Raw genomic sequence first — 18,186 nt, 5'->3', positions numbered from 1 at the left:
GATTCAGGAGTAGCCTTTCGCTGCGCTTCACTATAGGAGTCTGTGCATGACCATCCGCCGTACCAAAATCGTCGCCACCCTTGGCCCCGCCAGCAACTCGCCGCAAGTGATCGAACAGCTGATCCTCGCCGGCCTGGACGTGGCACGCCTGAACTTCTCCCACGGCACCCCGGACGAGCACAAGGCCCGCGCCCGCCTGATCCGCGACATCGCCGCCAAGAACGGCCGCCACGTCGCGCTGCTGGGCGACCTGCAGGGTCCGAAGATCCGCATCGCCAAGTTCGCCAACAAGCGCATCGAACTAAAAGTCGGTGACAGGTTCACCTTCTCCACCGCGCACCCGCTGACCGAAGGCAACCAGGATATCGTCGGCATCGACTATCCCGACCTGGTCAAGGATTGCGGCGTCGGTGACGAACTGCTGCTCGACGATGGCCGCGTGGTCATGCGCGTCGAAACCGCGACCAGCGACGCCCTGCACTGCGTAGTGATCATCGGCGGCCCGCTGTCCGACCACAAAGGCATCAACCGCAAAGGTGGCGGCCTGACCGCGCCGGCGCTGACCGAAAAAGACAAGGCCGACATCAAGCTGGCTGCGGAAATGGACCTGGACTATCTGGCCGTGTCGTTCCCGCGTGACGCCAGCGACATGGAATACGCGCGCAAGCTGCGTGACGAAGCTGGCGGCAGTGCCTGGCTGGTGGCCAAGATCGAACGCGCCGAAGCGGTCGCCGACGACGAGACCCTCGACCAGCTGATCCTCGCCTCCGACGCCGTCATGGTGGCCCGTGGCGACCTGGGTGTGGAAATCGGTGACGCCGAGCTGATTGCCATCCAGAAGAAGATCATCCAGCACGCCCGCCGCAACAACAAGGCGGTGATCGTGGCGACCCAGATGATGGAGTCGATGATCCAGAACCCCATGCCGACCCGCGCCGAAGTCTCCGACGTGGCTAACGCCGTGCTGGACAACACCGATGCGGTGATGCTGTCGGCCGAAAGCGCCGCCGGCAGCTACCCAATCGAAGCTGTGCAGGCCATGGCCCGCATCTGCTCGGGCGCCGAGAAGCACCCGACCAGCCAAAAATCCAGCCACCGCCTGCACACCACTTTCGAGCGCTGCGACGAATCCATCGCCCTGGCGGCGATGTACACCGCCAACCACTTCCCCGGCGTCAAGGCGATCATCGCCCTCACCGAAAGTGGCTACACCCCGCTGATCATGTCGCGCCTGCGCTCGCACGTACCGATCTTCGCGCTGTCGCCGCACCGTGCCACCCAGGCCCGTGCCAATATGTTCCGCGGCGTCTACCCGATTGCCTTCGACCCGGCCTCGCTGCCGGCCGACAAGGTCAGCCAGGCAGCCGTCGACGAGCTGCTCAAGCGCGGTCTGGTGGAGCAAGGTGACTGGGTGATCCTGACCAAGGGCGACAGCTATCACACCATCGGTGGCACCAACGGCATGAAGATCCTGCACGTAGGTGATCCGCTGATCGGTTGATCCGCCAATCGTCACCTTCGCGGTGGTGCGGACTTGGAATGCCGCACCACCGCGATCGCTTCAGGCTTCAAACGTGCTCGGTGAACACATCCGCCAACACTTGGTTACGCGGAACCCCGGCGATGAACAGCCGCCGGGCGAAACGTTCGACACTTCCCGGTGCCCCGCACAGCAAGGCCATGGTCTGACGCGAGGTCAGGCGCAATGCGGCCAGCGCTTCATCCATCTGCTCGGCCAGCACCTGTTCCACACTCACCCCCGCCATCGACTGCAACGCTTCGGCCAGGTAGTGCCCAGCTGGCGTGCGCGCCACATGCAGCAAACGAATCTCCCCTTGGTGCCCCTGGCGCAACGCCTCGCGCAGGATGCCCCACAACGGTGCCAGCCCGGTACCGGCTGCCAGCAGCCACAGCGGCCGCGTCTGCCAATCGGGGTCATAGTGCAAGGCGCCGCCACGCAGCTCGCCAAGGCTGACCACATCCCCCAGTTGCCAATGCCGGGCCCGGTCGCAGAAAGCACCAGGACGGCTGCAATCGATGTGAAACACCAGGCAATCGTCCTCGCCCGGCAGGCTTGCCAGTGAGTACGGGCGCGCGACATCGCCACACCACAGCACCAGATGTTGGCCGGCCTGATAGCGCAACGGCCGTTGCGGCCTGAGCTGCAAGCGCAGTACGTCGCCGAACCAGTCCAAGGCGCTGACCGTGGCCGGCAGGCCATCGCGCTGCGGATCGAACACCGCCACCCGCAGGTCGCCGGCCAGTGTGCACTGGCAAGCCAGCCGCCAGCCTTCGTCGCGCTTGTCGGCGCTCAGTGCTTCGGGCTTGGCGTCCACGGGCAGGCCGTCCAGACAGCGCACCAAACAGGCGTGACAGCTGCCGGCACGGCAACTGTAGGGCACGGCGCAACCGGCATCGTTGAGCGCATCGAGCAGGTTGCTCGCGGCCGGCACCGTAAAGCGGCGCTCGCCCACGCAGAGTTCAGGCATGTTCGGGGGTTCTCCAATTTCGATTGGGGGCGCTTTGCGCCCGTTTCGCGGCACGCCGCTCCTACAGACGAACGCGATTCCCTGTAGGAGCGGCCTCGTGCCGCGAAAGGGCTGCATCGCAGCCCCAACCAGTCTAAGGGGAGTCAGGCCACCAGACAGCAAAAAGGATGCCCACCCGGCAGCCGACCATGGTCCAGACCGCCCGCAGGTGTTTCCCGCAGCGGGCCTGCGGTATACTGCCGCGCCTTTTTGCGCCGGCCGACCACCGACGCCTTGCCAGGCATGCCTGACCTAGCGGTGTGCTGCGTCGGAGTGCCTTTATACATGTTCCCGTCTTTAAGAGGAGCGCGCTGCATGACCGTGATCAAGCAAGACGACCTGATTCAGAGCGTTGCCGACGCCCTGCAATTCATCTCGTACTACCACCCCGTCGACTTCATCCAGGCGATGCACGAGGCCTACCTGCGTGAAGAGTCGCCTGCCGCGCGTGACTCGATCGCCCAGATCCTGATCAACTCGCGCATGTGCGCCACCGGCCACCGCCCGATCTGCCAGGACACTGGTATCGTCACCGTGTTCATCCGCGTCGGCATGGATGTGCGCTGGGACGGCGCGACCATGAGCGTCGACGACATGATCAACGAAGGTGTACGCCGCGCCTACAACCTGCCCGAGAACGTCCTGCGCGCCTCGATCCTGGCTGACCCGGCCGGTGCACGCAAGAACACCAAGGACAACACCCCGGCGGTGATCCACTACTCCATCGTGCCCGGCGACAAGGTCGAAGTCGACGTTGCAGCCAAGGGCGGCGGTTCGGAGAATAAGTCGAAGATGGCCATGCTCAACCCGTCCGACTCGATCGTCGACTGGGTGCTCAAGACCGTGCCGACCATGGGCGCTGGCTGGTGCCCGCCTGGCATGCTCGGCATCGGCATCGGCGGTACCGCCGAGAAAGCCGCCGTCATGGCCAAGGAAGTGTTGATGGAGTCCATCGACATCCATGAACTCAAGGCCCGCGGCCCACAGAACCGCCTCGAAGAGATCCGCCTGGAGCTGTTCGACAAGGTCAACCAACTGGGCATCGGCGCACAAGGCCTGGGCGGCCTGACCACCGTGCTCGACGTCAAGATCATGGATTACCCGACCCACGCCGCCTCGCTGCCGGTGTGCATGATCCCCAACTGCGCCGCCACCCGTCACGCCCACTTCGTACTCGATGGCAACGGCCCGGCCGAACTGGAAGCGCCGTCGCTGGACGCCTACCCGGAAATCGTCTGGGAAGCTGGCCCGAGCGCACGCCGCGTGAACCTGGACGACATCACCCCAGAAGAAGTGGCCAGCTGGAAACCGGGCGAGACCATCCTGCTCAACGGCAAGATGCTCACCGGCCGCGACGCTGCGCACAAGCGCATGGTCGAAATGCTCAACCGTGGCGAACAGCTGCCGGTGGATCTGAAAGGCCGCTTCATCTACTACGTCGGCCCGGTCGATCCGGTCGGTGACGAAGTGGTAGGCCCAGCCGGCCCGACCACTGCCACCCGCATGGACAAGTTCACCCGCCAGATCCTCGAACAAACCGGCCTGCTGGGCATGATCGGCAAGTCCGAGCGCGGCCCGACCGCCATCGAGGCGATCAAGGACAACAAGGCCGTCTACCTGATGGCTGTCGGCGGCGCGGCGTACCTGGTGGCCCAGGCCATCCGCAAGTCGAAGGTCCTGGCCTTCGCCGAGCTGGGCATGGAAGCGATCTACGAGTTCGAAGTCAAGGACATGCCGGTCACCGTCGCGGTGGACAGCCAAGGTGAGTCGGTGCACATCACCGGCCCCGCCCTGTGGCAAGGCAAGATCGCCGAGAGCCTGGCGGTCGAAGTGAAGTAACGGCGAAAAAGCTGTACGTCTTCGCGGGCTTGCCGGTGAAGACGTACAGCTGCCTACACCACTCGGTCGAACTGCTCCGGCCAGTCCCTGCGGGTGAATACCTGCCCTTGCTGTCGCACCCGCCGCACTTGCTCCAGGTCGATATCACAGACCAGCCAGCGGCTGCCCTCCGGCATCATTGACGCACTTTGCGCGATCACCCCATCCTCCGGCATGCCGTGGTCGGGCGGTACGAACAAACCTGCCTTGCCTATATTCTCATCCAACGCCGGTGACCATGCCGCCAGTCCCACGGTCGGGCTTTGCAGCACCGCGACCTGGTTCTCCAGCGCCCGCGCCTGGGCGCCGATGCGTACCCGGTGGTATCCGGCCACGGTATCGGTGCAACTGGGCGCCAGGATCAGGTCAGCGCCGCCTTCGGCCAAGGTGCGGGCCAGCAGCGGGAACTCGTTGTCGTAGCAGATCAGAATACCCAGCCGTCCCAGCGTGGTGTCGAACACTCGCACCCCCTGACCGGCACTGATGCCCCACTGCTCACGCTCGAAGCGCGTCATCATCAGCTTGTCCTGATGCCCCAGCCGCCCTTCAGGGCCAAACAGCCAGGCGCGATTGCGGTAGTAACCGTCGGCGTCCAGTACCGGTACGCTGCCCGGCTGCAGGTAGACCCCCAGACGCCGGGCAATCCCCTCGCACAGGGCCAGCCAGGGCGCGATCAACGGCTGGATGCCGGCGATGCACGCTTTGAGATCGCCGCGCTCGGCGACCGGCAACTGACCACTGAGTACCAAGCCTGCGTACTCGGGCAGCAACAGCAATTGTCCGCCCTGCTGCGCCGCCTCGGCACACAAGCCTTCCAGGTGCGCTGCATAGACGTCCCAGTGCTCATGCAGCTCGATGGCGTACTGGCAGGCCGCGACGCGGATCATACCGGCAGGGCCTTGAGCCAGAACGACATGATCTTGGGCGACTGCTCAGGCTCATCCAGATCACGCCAACTGTAGGCGGTACGCAGCGAGGGCTCATGCAGAAAGCCGCGGTTACGCCAGAAACCGTGCAGCGGCTTGTAGTCTTCGGGCCGTCGCGGATGCCCCGCCGGGCGCTCCACCGCGCAAAAGGCGCAGTAGTCGAATTCGGCGAGCTTGTGGGCATAGGATTCACGTTCGATGAAAAACCGCACCCCAAGTCCACGCCCCCGGTAGGCCGGCAGCAACACTGACTCACCGAAGTAGTAAACCGTCGCAGGGTCGCGGCCTTGGGCCAGGAACGGCTGCTGAAACTCAGGGCTTTCGTCGGCCAGCGGCAAGCAGGTGGACGCGCCGACCACCTGCTCGCCGTCCAGCGCCAGCACCACCAGGCTGCGCCCGGAGCGCGCATAGGTAGACAAGTACTCGGCCTCGTAGGCTTCGTCACCGTCGTAGAGATAGGGAAACTCGCGGAACACCGTCAGGCGCAAACGAGCGAGGTCATCGATGTAAGGCGCGATGGCAGCGCCATGCAGCAGGCGTATTTGCATGCGGGGCGGTCGTTTTGTCGATGTGGATGACGCGCTCGGCTAAGCCGGGCCTGAGGGGAAACCCTATCATCGGCTCCACATCACTCCCTTTCCCCTGCGCGACAGGTATTTCTCCATGACCGCTACCGAACTCGTCACTGCCTACTACAACGCCTTCAACGCTGGCGACATGCCCGCCTTCCTCGCGCTGCTCAGCGAAGACGTGATCCACGACATCAACCAGGGCGAACGGCAAATGGGCAAGGCCGCCTTCGCCGCCTTCATGGACAAGATGAACCGCTGCTATCGCGAACGCCTGGCCGATATCGTGGTAATGCAGAACGCCGAGGGCAACCGCGCTGCCGCCGAGTTCACCGTGCACGGCGAGTACCTGGCCGACGACGAAGGCCTGCCGCCAGCCAACGGGCAAAAGTACGTGCTGCCGGCCGGCGCATTTTTTTACATCCACTGCGGCAAGATCGCCCGGGTGAGCAACTACTACAACCTCAACGACTGGGTCGAACAGGTAGGCTGAGGCATATCGCGGGGCGCCATTGCGGCTTGCCCCGCGAAGGCGGTGTCAATGGATACGCGTCCCCAGCACCTTGAGAAACGCCGCCAGCCACGCCGGATGCGCAGGCCACGCCGGCGCAGTCACCAGGTTGCCATCGACATGCGCCTGATCCACGGCAATGTCGATGAAGCGCCCGCCTGCCAGCTTCACTTCTGGCGCACACGCCGGATACGCGCTGCACTCACGCCCCTCCAACACCCCCGCTGCGGCCAGCAACTGCGCGCCATGGCATACGGCAGCAATCGGCTTGCCGGCCTGGTCGAAGGCGCGCACCAAGTCCAGCACCTTTTCGTTCAGACGCAGGTACTCCGGCGCCCGGCCACCGGGAATCAACAGTGCGTCGTAGCTTTCGGCGCGTACCTGGACGAAGTCGTAGTTCAGGGCGAAGTTGTGACCGGGCTTCTCGCTGTAGGTCTGCTCCCCCTCGAAATCGTGAATCGCCGTGCGCACCGTTTGCCCGGCGACCTTTTCAGGACACACCGCATGCACGGTATGCCCGACCATGCTCAGCGCCTGGAACGGCACCATCGCCTCGTAGTCCTCGACGTAATCACCCACCAGCATGAGAATCTTCTTAGCCGTCATCGCATCCACTCCTTGCGTTGCAGGGGAACAATCCGAGCACAATAGTCCGCTTTGCCGGCGAGCGATATACGCCGCTAGTGCCCTGTCTCGGAAATACGTGCTCTTTTGGGGAGTGGCTTGGATGTTCGGCCAAGGCGCCGCGACGAGTCATAGCAGGGCTATGGCGAGGAGTGGCAACGCAGGCCGGGCATTCAAGACGCCGCCAAAAGTGAACAGCTTATTTCCGGGACAGGACACTAATCGCGTCGGTCCAACAGATTGGCCACCAGCCGGTCGAGCCAACCCCACACACGCTGCTTGACCCGCCGCCACAAGGGGCGTGCCTGCCACTGGAGCAGGTCGACTTCCTCGCTCAAGGCGAAGTCGCGCTCGAAGCTCGCGGCCACCGCGGCGGTCAGCGTTGGGTCGAGGGCCTCGACATTGGCTTCGAGGTTGAAACGCAGGTTCCAGTGGTCGAAGTTGCACGAGCCCACACTCACCCAATCGTCCACCAGCACCATCTTCAGGTGCAGGAAACACGGCTGGTACTCGAAAATTCGAACCCCGGCGCGCAGCAGCCTCGGGTAGTAGCGATGGCCGGCATAGCGCACTGCGGGGTGATCGGTGCGCGGGCCGGTTAGCAGCAGGCGCACGTCCAGGCCCTTTTGCGCAGCCCGGCGCAGCGAGCGGCGCACGCTGAAGGTAGGCAAGAAGTACGGCGTGGCCAGCCAGATACGCCGCTGCCCGCTGTTCAGCGCGCGCACCAGCGCATGCAGGATGTCCTTGTGCTGGCGGGCATCGGCGTAGGCTACGCGGCCCATGCCCTGCCCTTCGAGCGGGACCCGGGGCAGGCGTGGCAGGCCGAAATTCTCCGGCGGGCGCCAGGCGGTACGGCGCTGGTTGGCGTGCCACTGGCGGTCGAACAGCAACTGCCAGTCGCCGACGATCGGCCCCTCCATGCGCACCATCACCTCATGCCACTCGCTGAGCACCTCGTTCGGCTTCCAGAATTCGTCGGTTACCCCGGTGCCGCCGACCACCGCCCAGCGCTCGTCCACCAACAGCAGCTTGCGATGATCGCGGTACAGGTTGCGCAAACCCCGACGCCAACGCAGGCGGTTGTACCAGCGCAGCTCCACGCCGGCTGCCAGCAAGCGTTCGCGCAAGGCCGCAGGAAACCCCAGCGAGCCGTAGTCGTCGAACAGGCAACGCACCCGCACGCCCCGCCGCGCGGCCTGTTCCAAGGCCTCGACCACCGCCTGCGCACAGGCCCCGCCCTCGACCAGGTACAGCTCCAGGTCCACCTGGAACTCGGCACGCACGATGGCCAGGAGCATGCACGGGAAAAACTCGGGGCCGTCGATCAGCAGCTCGAACTGGTTGCCGCCGCGCCAGGGGAAGACCGGCCCCGGCATGTCAGCGGGCGTTGAAGATCAGCACCGCGCTCACCGGCACCGACGGGTTGATCGACTTGAGCCCGGCCAGCTTGCGCAGGCTTTCCAGGCCCGGCATCAAGCCAAAGTCCTCGGCACGCAGCACCAACGGTTCCAGGGTCACCACCTGGAAACGTCGCTCGTCCAGCCGAGTGGCCAGCAGCAGGGTGTTGTAGTTGTGAGTCTGCCCATGCAGGGTGACGCTCACCGGCAAGCGCAGTTCCAGTTGCGCACCGTTGGCCAGGTCGTTGATCGGGCGTAAGTCGATCTGGGCTTGCACCTTGCCCTCGGCGAAGCGCTCCACCTCGAACAGGCTATCGCGCAGGCGCTCATCACGCAGGGCGATGCCACTGCTGATCGAGTCCATCTCGATACTGACCTCGGCCGCCCCCTTGCGATCGACCGTGCCGTGCAGGACCAGGAAACGGTTGACCTCGGCGATGTTGCCGTTCTTGCCGGTGACGAAGGACAGGCGCGACGACTCGCCATCCAGGTGCCAGTTAGCCTGGGCTGGCAGGCCCACGCTGACGAGAAGGGGAAGCAGCAATGCAGGAAGCAGACGGGACGGCTTGAACATGGGAAATCCTGTAAAACAAGGCCGTCAACATTACCCGCCCGATTTCATGGCAGCAAGCGGCAGCCCTCGCGCGCACTTTGCCAGGCCGCCTCGCTGCGTCGGCCCAGGCCTTCGGCGCGAACCCGGCGCTGCGTGCTGTCCTCCTCCAGCAAGCCCAGCGGCAGGTATTGTTTTACGTAGCCACGGCAGTAGCCTTGCTCGAAGCCCATGACAAACCGGCAGGAGCAGTATTCCTTGGCCGAGTATGCCGACAGGATGCCGGGAAAGTCCGCCAGCGCCTGGCGCTCGTGCCAGGCCCAGGCCAGCAGCGCCAGCACCAGCAACAGCCCGATGCGTTTCATCGCCCCTCCTTGGCCAGCGCAGCAAGCACCTGCTTGAGCAGTGCGTTATGGCTGAAACTGGCGTCACGGTCATCGGCATAGCGCACGATCACCAGTTTCTGCGCAGGCAGCACGTACAGCGCCTGACCCCAGTGGCCCAAAGCGGCAAAGGTGTCCGCCGGGGCATCGGGCCACGGGCGCGGCTGGCCGGGCAGCGGCTGGTTGAGCCACCAATGCCCGCCGGGATTGGCCTCCCCTGGGATGGCTTCGGCGCGTGCGAACAGGGTGCGGTTGAAGGCCACCCACGCGGCGGGGACGAGCTGGCGATCACCCCAACGCCCGTCACGCTGCATCAGCAGGCCGATACGTGCCAGGTCACGGGCGCGCAGGTAAAGATAAGAAGACGCGACGTAGTTGCCGGCGCCATCGCGCTCCCAGACTGCGCCGTCGATCCCCAGCGGCGTGAACAGCGCCTGCCAGGGATAATCGGCGTACTGCTGCGGCGCAAGCATGCCGCGCAGGGCTGCACCGAGCAGGTTGCTGTCGCCGCTGGAGTAGACGAAACGTTCGCCAGGCACACGCTCGGCGGGCATGCCGGCAGCGTATGCCGCCATATCGTCACGACCACGGGTGTAGAGCATGGCCACCACCGACGACTTGAGCGGTGCGTACTCATAGTCTTCCTGCCAGACCAGGCCACTGGCCCAGTGCAGCAGGTCACGCAGGCGCAGCGCCGGGTGCGCCCGCAATGCCGGGTAAAAGCGCGAGGCAGGGTCGTCCAGCTCGAAGCGCCCTTCGCCCTGGGCCACACCCAGCAACGTGGCCAGCACACTCTTGCTCACCGACCAGGTCAGGTGCGGTGTGTCGGCGCGGGTTGGCGCGGCGTAGCGCTCGTGAACGATGCGGCCATCGCGGATGATCAGCAGTGCGTCGGTGCGAACACCGCTGCGCTCGGCGTTGCGTTCAGGGAAGGCGTAGGCGTCCACGGCTCGCCAGTCGATGGCGACGCCGTCGATTGGCCAATCCGGGGTAGGCCACTCTTCGGCGCGAACCGCGACAACTGCCAGTGCAAGCAGCAGCAACAGTATCTTCATGGTGATCGCAGGGCCCCAGGATGGGTGGTCAAATGCGCCCAATTTCTCAGGCTTTCATGACAATCCCGCTGCCGCCCAGGCCTTGGCCAGGCGTTTATCCCGCGCGGCACTGGCCAGCGCCAGCACCCCCTGGTCACGCGCCCACAACTGCCCCCACGACGCAGGGCCGGCAGCCATCGCTTTGTCGATCTCACCGCGCAGGCTATCGAACTGGGCGAACAATCCTGCCATCAACAAATGCCCCGTGGTGCTGTCGGCACACTGCCGGCTGCCCTCGGCACAGCCGGCCAGCAGGCTGATCAAACGCAGGCGCAAGGGCTGCGGCCAAGCACACTCCTGGGCAACCCCATGCAGCCACGCCACCAGGGCGGCCAGCACGTAAAGGTCTTCAAGGGTGCGGAAGGGTTTGACGTAAGCATCCCAGCCATCGCCGGCCAGCAGCTCGCAGGCTGCGCTTTCCAGTTGAACCCGCGCATGCCCGATCTCTGGCATCAGCGGCAGGATCGGCAACGCTTCAAGGGCCACACCAGGTTCGCCCGGATAGACCACCGCCAACTGCAACTGCGGCGCTTGCCCCTGCGCCTCGCTACGCGCCGCCACCAGCAACCACTCGGCCTCAAGTCCGGCGGTGACGAAATCCTTGCTGCCGGTCAGGCGCAATTGATCGAGCCGGGTGTGCATATCGGCCGGGCGCACGCTGCGCCGTTCGGTGGCGCACAGGGCGCCGAGGCTGGCCGGCGCGCTGGGCCACAGCACCCGCAACGCGGCCTGGTAGCCGACCAGGAAAGCCAGCCCAGGCGTGGCCATGGCGCGAGCCCCCAGCACGGCCAGTTCGAACGGCGAACCGGCGCCGAAGCGCTCAAGCACCGCTGCATAGGCCTCCCCCAGGCTGGCCTGGGGCGCATACCGCAAGGGGTCGTTGAGTCGTTGCAACCAGGCCATCGAGGGTCCTCCCATGGGGGCTGTCACGCAAGCATCACCAAAGATTCACGGGGGTGACACCGCACGTACCTAGGCTGACTTTGCACAACAAAGCCGACCGGCCGCAACCCTTTGGCTGGCTCATGGAGACTCGCAATGACTCGGATCGCTCGCTCTGGCGACAACAGCCCTGAACGCCGTCTGCAAGCCGAACGCCTGGTCGGCGCTGACGCCTTGCACGAAGCTCAGGCGCTGCGCTTCAAGGTGTTCAGTGGTGAATTCAAGGCCAGGCTCAAGGGCGCCGAACAGGGCCTGGACATGGACGACTACGACGTCCACTGCCGCCACATCGGCGTGCGTGACCTGGCCACCGGGCAACTGGTCGCCACCACCCGCCTGCTCGATCACCAGGCGGCCAGCAGCCTGGGGCGCTTCTACAGCGAAGAAGAATTCCGCCTGCACGGTCTGCTGCAACTGCAAGGGCCGATTCTGGAGCTGGGCCGCACCTGTGTGCACCCTGACTACCGCAATGGCGGCACCATCGCGGTACTTTGGGCAGAGCTGGCCGAGGTGCTCAACGAAGGCCGCTACCACTACCTGATGGGCTGCGCCAGCATCCCCATGCAGGATGGTGGCGTACAAGCCCACGCCATCATGCAGCGCCTGCGCGAGCGGCACCTGTGCACCGATCACCTGCGTGCCGAGCCAAAGAACCCGCTGCCCAACCTGGCCTTGCCCGGCAACGTCATCGCCCAGATGCCGCCACTGCTCAAAGCTTACATGCGCCTGGGCGCGAAGATCTGCGGTGAGCCGTGCTGGGACGAGGACTTCCAGGTCGCCGACGTGTTCATCCTGCTCAAGCGCGACGACCTTTGCCCTCGCTACGCCCGCCACTTCAAGGCGGCGGTCTGATGCTGCGGCTGCGGGCATACGCCCGCCTGTTGCGCCTTGTGCTGGTTCTGCTACTGGGCGTGGCGCTGGCCGCCAGCATCGCCCTGGCCGAACGCCTGGGCCTGCCTACCCCGCTTGAACGCCGTCAGCGCTGGACCCGCCTGTTCATGGGCCGGCTGGTGGCGGCCTTGCCGTTCGAGGTGAAAGTGATCGGCGAGGTGCCACGCCAGCCGATGCTGTGGCTGAGCAACCATGTGTCCTGGACCGACATCCCACTGCTGGGCATGCTCACCCCACTGTCGTTTCTGTCCAAGGCCGAAGTGCGCCACTGGCCGCTGGCCGGCTGGCTGGCAGAGAAAGCCGGCACCTTGTTCATCCGACGTGGCGGTGGTGATGGACAACGGCTGCGCGAGCAGATCAGTGGCCAGCTCGCCCAACAGCGCCCGCTGCTGATATTCCCCGAAGGCACCACGACCGATGGCCGCACACTGCGCACCTTCCATGGCCGCCTGTTGGCTGGGGCGATCGACCATGGCGTACCGATTCAACCGGTTGCGATCCATTACCTGCGTGACGGCCAAACTGATCCCATCGCACCGTTCATCGGCGACGACGACGTGCTCTCGCACCTGATGCGGCTGTTTGCGCAACCGCGTGGCGAGGTGCAGATCCAGCTCTTGCCGGCCATCGCCAGCCAGGGCAAAGAGCGCGCCATACTCGCCTTGCAGGCCCAACAGGCCGTGCATCTGGCGCTCTTCGGGATCGAGCACAGCGCACCGTCGGCGCAGCGCCAGGCGCGTGCTGCATGAAACGGCTCACACCGCGCGGCCAGGCGAGAGCCCCACGACAGGCCGGCTGGCCTATCCGCGCTGCGCCGCCGCGAACCTCTGCAACTGCGGATAGAACGCCCGAAAATCCGCCATCAGCGGCTCGTACAAGCGCTCAAGCTCATCCATTACCCCTGCCATGCCTTCGGGCCGCGACAAACGCCGGGCGATGCCGTTGAACACCTGTTCAAGCGTGGCGAAATCACCATAGGCGCCCAACCAATCATCCGCCGCCATGAACGGCGCGATGCGCGCCAGACGCCCAGGCAGCTCAGGTTCAGCCAACAGCACCTGGTAAAAGCGCCCGGTGAACACCGCCAGCGGTTGCTCGGCGTAATCCCCCCAATGCCGCGCCAGGCAATGGTCGAAGAACACATCCAGGACGATCCCGGCAAAACGTCGGCGCGCCTGTGGGAACCGCGCCAGCGCAGCCAGCACCAACGGGTGGCTGTCGGTGTAGCTGTCGATCTGCCGGTGCAGCCGGATAGCAGCCGCCAGCTCAGGCGCAAAACGCCCCTCCAGCGATCCTTTGACGAAATCGCCATACAGGCTGCCGAGTAGTTGTTGCGGCGCCGGGCCGCCCAGGTGCAGGTGCGCGAGGTAGTTCATGGGCGCAGTCTAGCACCGGTAAGCCCTATATCGTTATAACGCGATATAGCGATTCGCACTCAGCTCATAACGCCTTCATATTTGTATATCGCGAAATATCGATTTAAATTTCGCCCTATCGCGATACACAACGAGCCTCACCGCATGCCACTCGATCTCGACGAAATTATCAAAGCACTGGCCCACCCGGTCAGGCGAGAAATCCTCAGCTGGCTGAAAGATCCCGCCGCGCAGTTTCCCGACCAGTACCACAGCACCGAAAACGGCGTATGTGCCGGGCAGATCGACCAACGCTGCGGCCTCTCGCAGTCGACCGTCTCCGCCCACCTGGCCACCTTGCAGCGCGCGGGGTTGATCAACAGCCAGAAAATCGGCCAATGGCATTTCTTCAAACGCGACGAAGCCACCATCCAGGCGTTCCTCGAACAACTGCGCCAAGCGCTTTGACAAGGCAGGTAACCGCTATGACCACGCTTTTCGATCCGATCAAACTGGGCGACCTCGAATTGCCCAACCGCATCATCATGGCCCCGCTGACCCGTTGCCGCGCCGACGAAGGTCGCGTGCCCAACGCGCTGATGGCCGAGTACTACGTACAGCGCGCCAGCGCGGGACTGATCCTGAGCGAGGCGACCTCGGTCAGCCCGATGGGCGTCGGCTACCCCGATACCCCGGGCATCTGGAACGACGAACAGATGCGCGGCTGGCACAACGTCACCAAGGCCGTGCACGCCGCTGGCGGGCGGATTTTCCTGCAACTGTGGCACGTGGGGCGCATCTCTCACCCCTCCTACCTGAACGGTGAACTGCCGGTGGCGCCCAGCGCGATCCAGCCCAAAGGGCATGTGAGCCTGGTGCGTCCATTGAGTGACTACCCGACCCCACGCGCCCTCGAAACCGAAGAAATCGCCGACATCGTCGAGGCCTACCGCAGTGGCGCCGAGAACGCCAAGGCCGCAGGTTTCGACGGCGTGGAGATCCACGGCGCCAACGGCTACCTGCTCGACCAGTTCCTGCAAAGCAGCACCAACCAGCGCACCGACCGCTACGGCGGCTCGTTGGAAAACCGCGCACGGCTGCTGCTGGAAGTGACTGACGCAGCCATCGAAGTGTGGGGCGCCGGCCGGGTCGGCGTGCACTTGGCCCCCCGCGCCGACGCCCACGACATGGGCGACGCCGACCGCACTGAGACCTTTACCTATGTCGCGCGGGAGCTGGGCAAACGCGGCATCGCGTTCATCTGCTCGCGGGAGAAAGAAGCCGACGACAGCCTCGGGCCGCAAATCAAGGCCGCCTTCGGTGGGCCGTACATCGTCAACGAAGGCTTCGACAAGGCCAGTGCCAATGCCGCGCTGGCGGCGGGTTGGGCCGATGCCGTGGCGTTCGGCGTGCCGTTCATTGCCAACCCTGACCTGCCGGCGCGGCTGGCGGCCGATACCCCGCTGAACCCGGCGCATCCAGAGACCTTCTATGGGCGTGGCCCGGTGGGCTACATCGACTATCCGCGCCTGTGAGCGAACTCGCCGGGGCCGCGCTGCGGCCCTTCGCGGGTGAACCCGCTCCCACAGGTTTTGCGTTGACCGGTGGACGTGGGTTTAACCACGCCCGCGCCTAGTTCAGGGCCGGGCGTTGATCTGCTGTTGCAGGTTCTGGATCTGGCTTTGCAGGGTGCTGATATTACGCGTGGTCTGCCCACGGAAGGCATCGAACTCCTGCACCGAAGCGCCCCCGGAGGCTGCCGCCGGGCGGTTGTCGATCTGAGTCTTGAGCACCAGTACATCCTGCTCCAGGCTCTCGATGGCCGCGTTGGGGTTGCTCTTCTTGAGCGCCGCGACTTCCGTGCTGAGGCTCTTGAGCTCAGTCTCAAGCTTACCGCCGTCGAGCTGGCCAGACTTCAACGCCGCCAACTCACTGTTCACCGCTTTCAATTGCGCCTGCAACTGAACCTGCAATGCACTGACCGCCTGCTGCTGGGCGCGGGTATCGGCCAGCACCTGCTCCAGGCGCTTGCCCAGGTCGCCCGCCTGACCGGCGACGCCCTGTTGCTGCTTGCCCTGCTCGGCCAGGCTGGCCTGCAACTGGCGAATCTGCAACTTCAACGCTTCGCTGCCGGTATTGCTGGACGACTCGCTCGCCTCGACCTTGCCGCTGATCGCCTGCAAGCGCCCGGCGGCTTCCTCGCTGATACGCGCGAAGCTTTCCTGGGTCGCCACCAGTTGCTGCTCCATCAGCGAGATCTGCTGGAAACTCCACCAGCCAAGCCCGCCAAGGGCTATGAACGAAGCCCCCAGCAGGGCCCACAACGGGCCATTGCTGCGCGGCCGTGCAACCTTCTGCCGGCTACGCGCCACATGGGCGGGCAGTAGCTCGTCATCATCAGGGGTACCGGCGCGCAGGGGGGGCACGTCGTCGAAATCGTCGTGAGCGTCGTTACGCATGGGCATTCAACCACGGTGATAGCAAAGAGGAATGATTATAAACCGTCGAAGCGGCGCACTGGTGACCATCAGCGCCGCGTGCAGTTCAGTGATTGCCCGGTTGGGCCTGCCACCAGGCGCAAAATTCATCCAGCGCACTCCACACCTGCACACGTGGACGGTAATCCAGATACTGGCGGGCACGACTGATGTCGAGGGTGAAATCGCGACTCATCACCTGCATCGCCGTACGGCTCAGGGTCGGCTGCGGACGTCCGGGCCACAGCAGGCAGGCAGCCTCGTTGAGCGCCGCCAGGCTATAGGCCAGGCCGTAGCTGCGGTAGCGGGTCACCTGGGGCAGGTCCATGCGGCGCATCACATAGTTCACCACATCCCACAACGGCAGCGGATGGCCATTGCTGATGTTGTAGGCCTGGCCCAACGCCGCGTCATCGGCGAACAACGCATTGAACAGTGCATCATTGAGGTTGTGCACACTGGTGAAATCGACCTTGTTCAGGCCGTTGCCGATGATCGCCACACGGCCTTTGCGCTGCATTTGCATCAGGCGAGGGAAGAGGCTTGCATCGCCTGCTCCGGTGACGAAGCGCGGGCGCAGCGCCAGCACTTCGAGGCCGAACTCCTGGGCACCAAAGACCTTCTGCTCAGCCAGGTGCTTGGTCAGCGCGTAGTGATCGTGAAAACGCCGGGGCAGTTGCTCTTCGCGAATGTCCAGGCGCGAGCGGCCATTGAAGTAGACCGATGGCGAGGATAGGTGCACCAGACGGCGCACATGCTCCTTGATGCAGCCTTCGACCACATTCTCGGTCAGCACCACGTTGCCGTGATGAAAGTCCTGGTAGCGCCCCCAGGTCCCTACGGCGCCCGCACAATGCACCACCGCCTCGACGCCTTGGCACAGACGCCGCGCCAGTTCCGCGTCGCCCAAATCGCCCGGAATGAACTGCGCACCCCGCTTGACCAGATGCTCCACACCCTCGGCCCGGCGACCATTGACCCGTACTTCGAGGCCCTGCTCCAGGGCAAAGCGCGCAAAGCGCCCGCCGATGAAGCCGCTCGCGCCGGTGACCAGAATTCGCATGTGACACTCCGCCTTGCCAGATTTCAGATGCAACTGACGCTGCCCGCGCCTACAAGGGCACCAGCCAGTCGCGCGCCGCGTGGCGCAGGTGATCGGTCAGTTGGGCAAGCAGTTGCCCGCCATTGCGCCAATGATGCCAGTACAGCGGTACATCGATGGGGGTATCGGTGCAGATTTCCACCAACTGACCGCTGGCGATCTGCTCACGGGCCTGCAATTCAGGCACCAGGCCCCAGCCCAACCCGGCCTCGGTCATACGCAGGAAGCCCTCTGACGAGGGGCACAGGTGGTGCAGGAAACCGTCCTCGATGCCCAACGAAGCCAGGTAGCGATGCTGCAGGAAGTCGTCCGGGCCGTAGACGATCCCGGGAGTACGGGCCAACCGCGCCGCCTCGAAACCCTGGGGAAAATGCCGCGCCATGAATGCAGGGCTGGCGAGGGCCCGGTAGCGCATGGCCCCCAGCGCCAGGCTGCGCGCGCCGGCTACCGGCCGCTCGCTGCCGCACAGGCACGCCGCTACTTCACCGGCACGCATACGCTTGAGGCCGACCTCCTGGTCTTCGACCACCAGGTCGGTCAGCAGTCGGTGCTCGGCGCAGAATGCGCCGACCGCGCCGGCCCACCAGGTCGCCAGGCTGTCGGCGTTCAAGGCGATGCGCAAGCGTTCGGGAATGCCTTGTTCGTCCAAAGCGGGCACCTGGCGTTGCAAGTCACGCTCCAGCAGGCGCACCTGCTGCACGTGGTTGAGCAACTGACGGCCCACATCGGTGGGACTTGGCGGCGTGGCACGCACCAGCACGGGCTGGCCGACCCGCGCTTCGAGCAGTTTGATGCGCTGCGAGATCGCCGACTGCGACAGCCCCAGTACCTGAGCTGCGCGCTCGAAGCCACCCTGCTCGACCACCGCAGCCAAGGCAGCGAGCAATTTATAGTCGAACATCGATTTAACTAATGCCTGATCAGCTTTATTTGTTTTTCTTATACAGCGCGACGCCCCA

At 64.8% G+C, this 18,186-nt stretch carries 20 protein-coding genes; 7 read left to right on the top strand and 13 right to left on the bottom strand.

Annotated features, from left to right (window positions below):
• Positions 1–46: 46 nt before the first annotated feature.
• A complete protein-coding gene (gene pyk / locus ACNFIC_RS17075) occupies positions 47–1,501 on the top strand; it encodes a pyruvate kinase (protein WP_138219964.1) in 1,455 nt (484 codons plus the stop codon).
• Between the two features lie 67 nt (positions 1,502–1,568).
• Here pyk and ACNFIC_RS17070 read toward each other — a convergent pair whose 3' ends face one another.
• Positions 1,569–2,489, bottom strand: coding sequence for an iron-sulfur-binding ferredoxin reductase (locus tag ACNFIC_RS17070; protein WP_138219963.1), 921 nt, complete (start codon positions 2,487–2,489; stop codon positions 1,569–1,571).
• Between the two features lie 354 nt (positions 2,490–2,843).
• Here ACNFIC_RS17070 and ACNFIC_RS17065 point away from each other — a divergent pair, with 354 nt between their 5' ends.
• Positions 2,844–4,367, top strand: a complete 1,524-nt coding sequence (locus tag ACNFIC_RS17065; protein WP_138219962.1) for a fumarate hydratase — start codon at positions 2,844–2,846, stop codon at positions 4,365–4,367.
• A gap of 53 nt (positions 4,368–4,420) precedes the next feature.
• Here ACNFIC_RS17065 and ACNFIC_RS17060 read toward each other — a convergent pair whose 3' ends face one another.
• The gene (locus ACNFIC_RS17060) at positions 4,421–5,293 is read right to left on the bottom strand and encodes a carbon-nitrogen hydrolase family protein (protein ID WP_416781483.1); all 873 of its coding nucleotides are present in this window, start codon (positions 5,291–5,293) and stop codon (positions 4,421–4,423) included.
• Positions 5,290–5,880: a GNAT family acetyltransferase gene (locus tag ACNFIC_RS17055; RefSeq protein WP_416781482.1), complete on the bottom strand. Its 591-nt coding sequence runs from the start codon at positions 5,878–5,880 to the stop codon at positions 5,290–5,292. Before ACNFIC_RS17055 ends, ACNFIC_RS17060 begins: the two co-directional genes overlap by 4 nt.
• A 115-nt stretch (positions 5,881–5,995) precedes the next feature.
• On the opposite strand from ACNFIC_RS17055, the gene ACNFIC_RS17050 reads away from it, so the two are divergent.
• Positions 5,996–6,394: a nuclear transport factor 2 family protein gene (locus ACNFIC_RS17050; RefSeq protein ID WP_138219959.1), complete on the top strand. Its 399-nt coding sequence runs from the start codon at positions 5,996–5,998 to the stop codon at positions 6,392–6,394.
• Positions 6,395–6,439: 45 nt separating this feature from the next.
• On the opposite strand, the gene ACNFIC_RS17045 is transcribed toward ACNFIC_RS17050, so the two are convergent.
• The 6 genes from ACNFIC_RS17045 to ACNFIC_RS17020 all read right to left on the bottom strand — a co-directional run bounded on the left by ACNFIC_RS17045 (position 6,440) and on the right by ACNFIC_RS17020 (position 11,363).
• A complete protein-coding gene (locus ACNFIC_RS17045; protein WP_138219958.1) occupies positions 6,440–7,018 on the bottom strand; it encodes a DJ-1/PfpI family protein in 579 nt (192 codons plus the stop codon).
• 236 nt (positions 7,019–7,254) lie between these two features.
• Positions 7,255–8,412 carry a phospholipase D-like domain-containing protein gene (locus tag ACNFIC_RS17040; RefSeq protein ID WP_138219957.1) on the bottom strand — a complete coding sequence of 386 codons (1,158 nt, stop codon included), beginning with the start codon at positions 8,410–8,412 and terminating at the stop codon, positions 7,255–7,257.
• 1 nt (position 8,413) lies between these two features.
• A complete protein-coding gene (locus ACNFIC_RS17035; protein ID WP_138219956.1) occupies positions 8,414–9,007 on the bottom strand; it encodes a YceI family protein in 594 nt (197 codons plus the stop codon).
• Between the two features lie 44 nt (positions 9,008–9,051).
• Positions 9,052–9,348 (bottom strand): amidase, encoded by a 297-nt coding sequence (locus tag ACNFIC_RS17030; RefSeq protein WP_138219955.1) that lies wholly within the window; start codon positions 9,346–9,348, stop codon positions 9,052–9,054.
• Entirely contained in the window at positions 9,345–10,421 is a 1,077-nt protein-coding gene (locus ACNFIC_RS17025) for a serine hydrolase domain-containing protein (RefSeq protein WP_138219954.1), read from the bottom strand. The genes ACNFIC_RS17030 and ACNFIC_RS17025 overlap by 4 nt, the downstream gene beginning before the upstream one ends.
• 54 nt (positions 10,422–10,475) lie before the next feature.
• A complete protein-coding gene (locus ACNFIC_RS17020; protein ID WP_138219953.1) occupies positions 10,476–11,363 on the bottom strand; it encodes an acyl-CoA dehydrogenase in 888 nt (295 codons plus the stop codon).
• Positions 11,364–11,498: 135 nt separating this feature from the next.
• Between ACNFIC_RS17020 and olsB the strand changes: the two genes are divergently transcribed.
• Positions 11,499–12,254 carry an L-ornithine N(alpha)-acyltransferase gene (gene olsB, locus ACNFIC_RS17015; RefSeq protein WP_138219952.1) on the top strand — a complete coding sequence of 252 codons (756 nt, stop codon included), beginning with the start codon at positions 11,499–11,501 and terminating at the stop codon, positions 12,252–12,254.
• Positions 12,254–13,042 (top strand): lysophospholipid acyltransferase family protein, encoded by a 789-nt coding sequence (locus ACNFIC_RS17010; protein ID WP_138219951.1) that lies wholly within the window; start codon positions 12,254–12,256, stop codon positions 13,040–13,042. Before olsB ends, ACNFIC_RS17010 begins: the two co-directional genes overlap by 1 nt.
• A gap of 51 nt (positions 13,043–13,093) precedes the next feature.
• On the opposite strand, the gene ACNFIC_RS17005 is transcribed toward ACNFIC_RS17010, so the two are convergent.
• A complete protein-coding gene (locus tag ACNFIC_RS17005) occupies positions 13,094–13,669 on the bottom strand; it encodes an ACP phosphodiesterase (RefSeq protein WP_138219950.1) in 576 nt (191 codons plus the stop codon).
• A 144-nt stretch (positions 13,670–13,813) separates the two neighbouring features.
• Between ACNFIC_RS17005 and ACNFIC_RS17000 the strand changes: the two genes are divergently transcribed.
• Entirely contained in the window at positions 13,814–14,116 is a 303-nt protein-coding gene (locus tag ACNFIC_RS17000) for an ArsR/SmtB family transcription factor (RefSeq protein ID WP_416781481.1), read from the top strand.
• Between the two features lie 17 nt (positions 14,117–14,133).
• Positions 14,134–15,183 carry an alkene reductase gene (locus ACNFIC_RS16995; RefSeq protein WP_138219948.1) on the top strand — a complete coding sequence of 350 codons (1,050 nt, stop codon included), beginning with the start codon at positions 14,134–14,136 and terminating at the stop codon, positions 15,181–15,183.
• A gap of 102 nt (positions 15,184–15,285) precedes the next feature.
• Here ACNFIC_RS16995 and ACNFIC_RS16990 read toward each other — a convergent pair whose 3' ends face one another.
• From ACNFIC_RS16990 to ACNFIC_RS16980, 3 genes are all read right to left on the bottom strand, one after another.
• On the bottom strand, positions 15,286–16,107 hold the full coding sequence (locus ACNFIC_RS16990) for an ATPase (RefSeq protein ID WP_416781480.1): 822 nt from the start codon (positions 16,105–16,107) through the stop codon (positions 15,286–15,288).
• An 85-nt stretch (positions 16,108–16,192) separates the two neighbouring features.
• Positions 16,193–17,188, bottom strand: a complete 996-nt coding sequence (locus ACNFIC_RS16985; RefSeq protein WP_138219946.1) for an NAD-dependent epimerase/dehydratase family protein — start codon at positions 17,186–17,188, stop codon at positions 16,193–16,195.
• Between the two features lie 49 nt (positions 17,189–17,237).
• Positions 17,238–18,128, bottom strand: coding sequence for a LysR family transcriptional regulator ArgP (locus tag ACNFIC_RS16980; protein ID WP_138219945.1), 891 nt, complete (start codon positions 18,126–18,128; stop codon positions 17,238–17,240).
• Positions 18,129–18,186: the final 58 nt, after the last annotated feature.

The organism is Pseudomonas sp. NY15463, from assembly GCF_048068415.1.
GTDB lineage: Bacteria > Pseudomonadota > Gammaproteobacteria > Pseudomonadales > Pseudomonadaceae > Aquipseudomonas > Aquipseudomonas mosselii_C.
This window is presented reverse-complemented; position numbering and strand designations above follow the sequence as displayed.

Excerpts from the sequence above, each read along its gene's own strand:
- pyk (WP_138219964.1), top strand. The coding sequence starts at position 47 with ATGACCATCCGCCGTACCAAAATCGTCGCCACCCTTGGCCCCGCCAGC.
- ACNFIC_RS17070 (WP_138219963.1), bottom strand. The coding sequence starts at position 2,489 with ATGCCTGAACTCTGCGTGGGCGAGCGCCGCTTTACGGTGCCGGCCGCG.
- ACNFIC_RS17065 (WP_138219962.1), top strand. The coding sequence starts at position 2,844 with ATGACCGTGATCAAGCAAGACGACCTGATTCAGAGCGTTGCCGACGCC.
- ACNFIC_RS17060 (WP_416781483.1), bottom strand. The coding sequence starts at position 5,293 with ATGATCCGCGTCGCGGCCTGCCAGTACGCCATCGAGCTGCATGAGCAC.
- ACNFIC_RS17055 (WP_416781482.1), bottom strand. The coding sequence starts at position 5,880 with ATGCAAATACGCCTGCTGCATGGCGCTGCCATCGCGCCTTACATCGAT.
- ACNFIC_RS17050 (WP_138219959.1), top strand. The coding sequence starts at position 5,996 with ATGACCGCTACCGAACTCGTCACTGCCTACTACAACGCCTTCAACGCT.
- ACNFIC_RS17045 (WP_138219958.1), bottom strand. The coding sequence starts at position 7,018 with ATGACGGCTAAGAAGATTCTCATGCTGGTGGGTGATTACGTCGAGGAC.
- ACNFIC_RS17040 (WP_138219957.1), bottom strand. The coding sequence starts at position 8,412 with ATGCCGGGGCCGGTCTTCCCCTGGCGCGGCGGCAACCAGTTCGAGCTG.
- ACNFIC_RS17035 (WP_138219956.1), bottom strand. The coding sequence starts at position 9,007 with ATGTTCAAGCCGTCCCGTCTGCTTCCTGCATTGCTGCTTCCCCTTCTC.
- ACNFIC_RS17030 (WP_138219955.1), bottom strand. The coding sequence starts at position 9,348 with ATGAAACGCATCGGGCTGTTGCTGGTGCTGGCGCTGCTGGCCTGGGCC.
- ACNFIC_RS17025 (WP_138219954.1), bottom strand. The coding sequence starts at position 10,421 with ATGAAGATACTGTTGCTGCTGCTTGCACTGGCAGTTGTCGCGGTTCGC.
- ACNFIC_RS17020 (WP_138219953.1), bottom strand. The coding sequence starts at position 11,363 with ATGGCCTGGTTGCAACGACTCAACGACCCCTTGCGGTATGCGCCCCAG.
- olsB (WP_138219952.1), top strand. The coding sequence starts at position 11,499 with ATGACTCGGATCGCTCGCTCTGGCGACAACAGCCCTGAACGCCGTCTG.
- ACNFIC_RS17010 (WP_138219951.1), top strand. The coding sequence starts at position 12,254 with ATGCTGCGGCTGCGGGCATACGCCCGCCTGTTGCGCCTTGTGCTGGTT.
- ACNFIC_RS17005 (WP_138219950.1), bottom strand. The coding sequence starts at position 13,669 with ATGAACTACCTCGCGCACCTGCACCTGGGCGGCCCGGCGCCGCAACAA.
- ACNFIC_RS17000 (WP_416781481.1), top strand. The coding sequence starts at position 13,814 with ATGCCACTCGATCTCGACGAAATTATCAAAGCACTGGCCCACCCGGTC.
- ACNFIC_RS16995 (WP_138219948.1), top strand. The coding sequence starts at position 14,134 with ATGACCACGCTTTTCGATCCGATCAAACTGGGCGACCTCGAATTGCCC.
- ACNFIC_RS16990 (WP_416781480.1), bottom strand. The coding sequence starts at position 16,107 with ATGCGTAACGACGCTCACGACGATTTCGACGACGTGCCCCCCCTGCGC.
- ACNFIC_RS16985 (WP_138219946.1), bottom strand. The coding sequence starts at position 17,188 with ATGCGAATTCTGGTCACCGGCGCGAGCGGCTTCATCGGCGGGCGCTTT.
- ACNFIC_RS16980 (WP_138219945.1), bottom strand. The coding sequence starts at position 18,128 with ATGTTCGACTATAAATTGCTCGCTGCCTTGGCTGCGGTGGTCGAGCAG.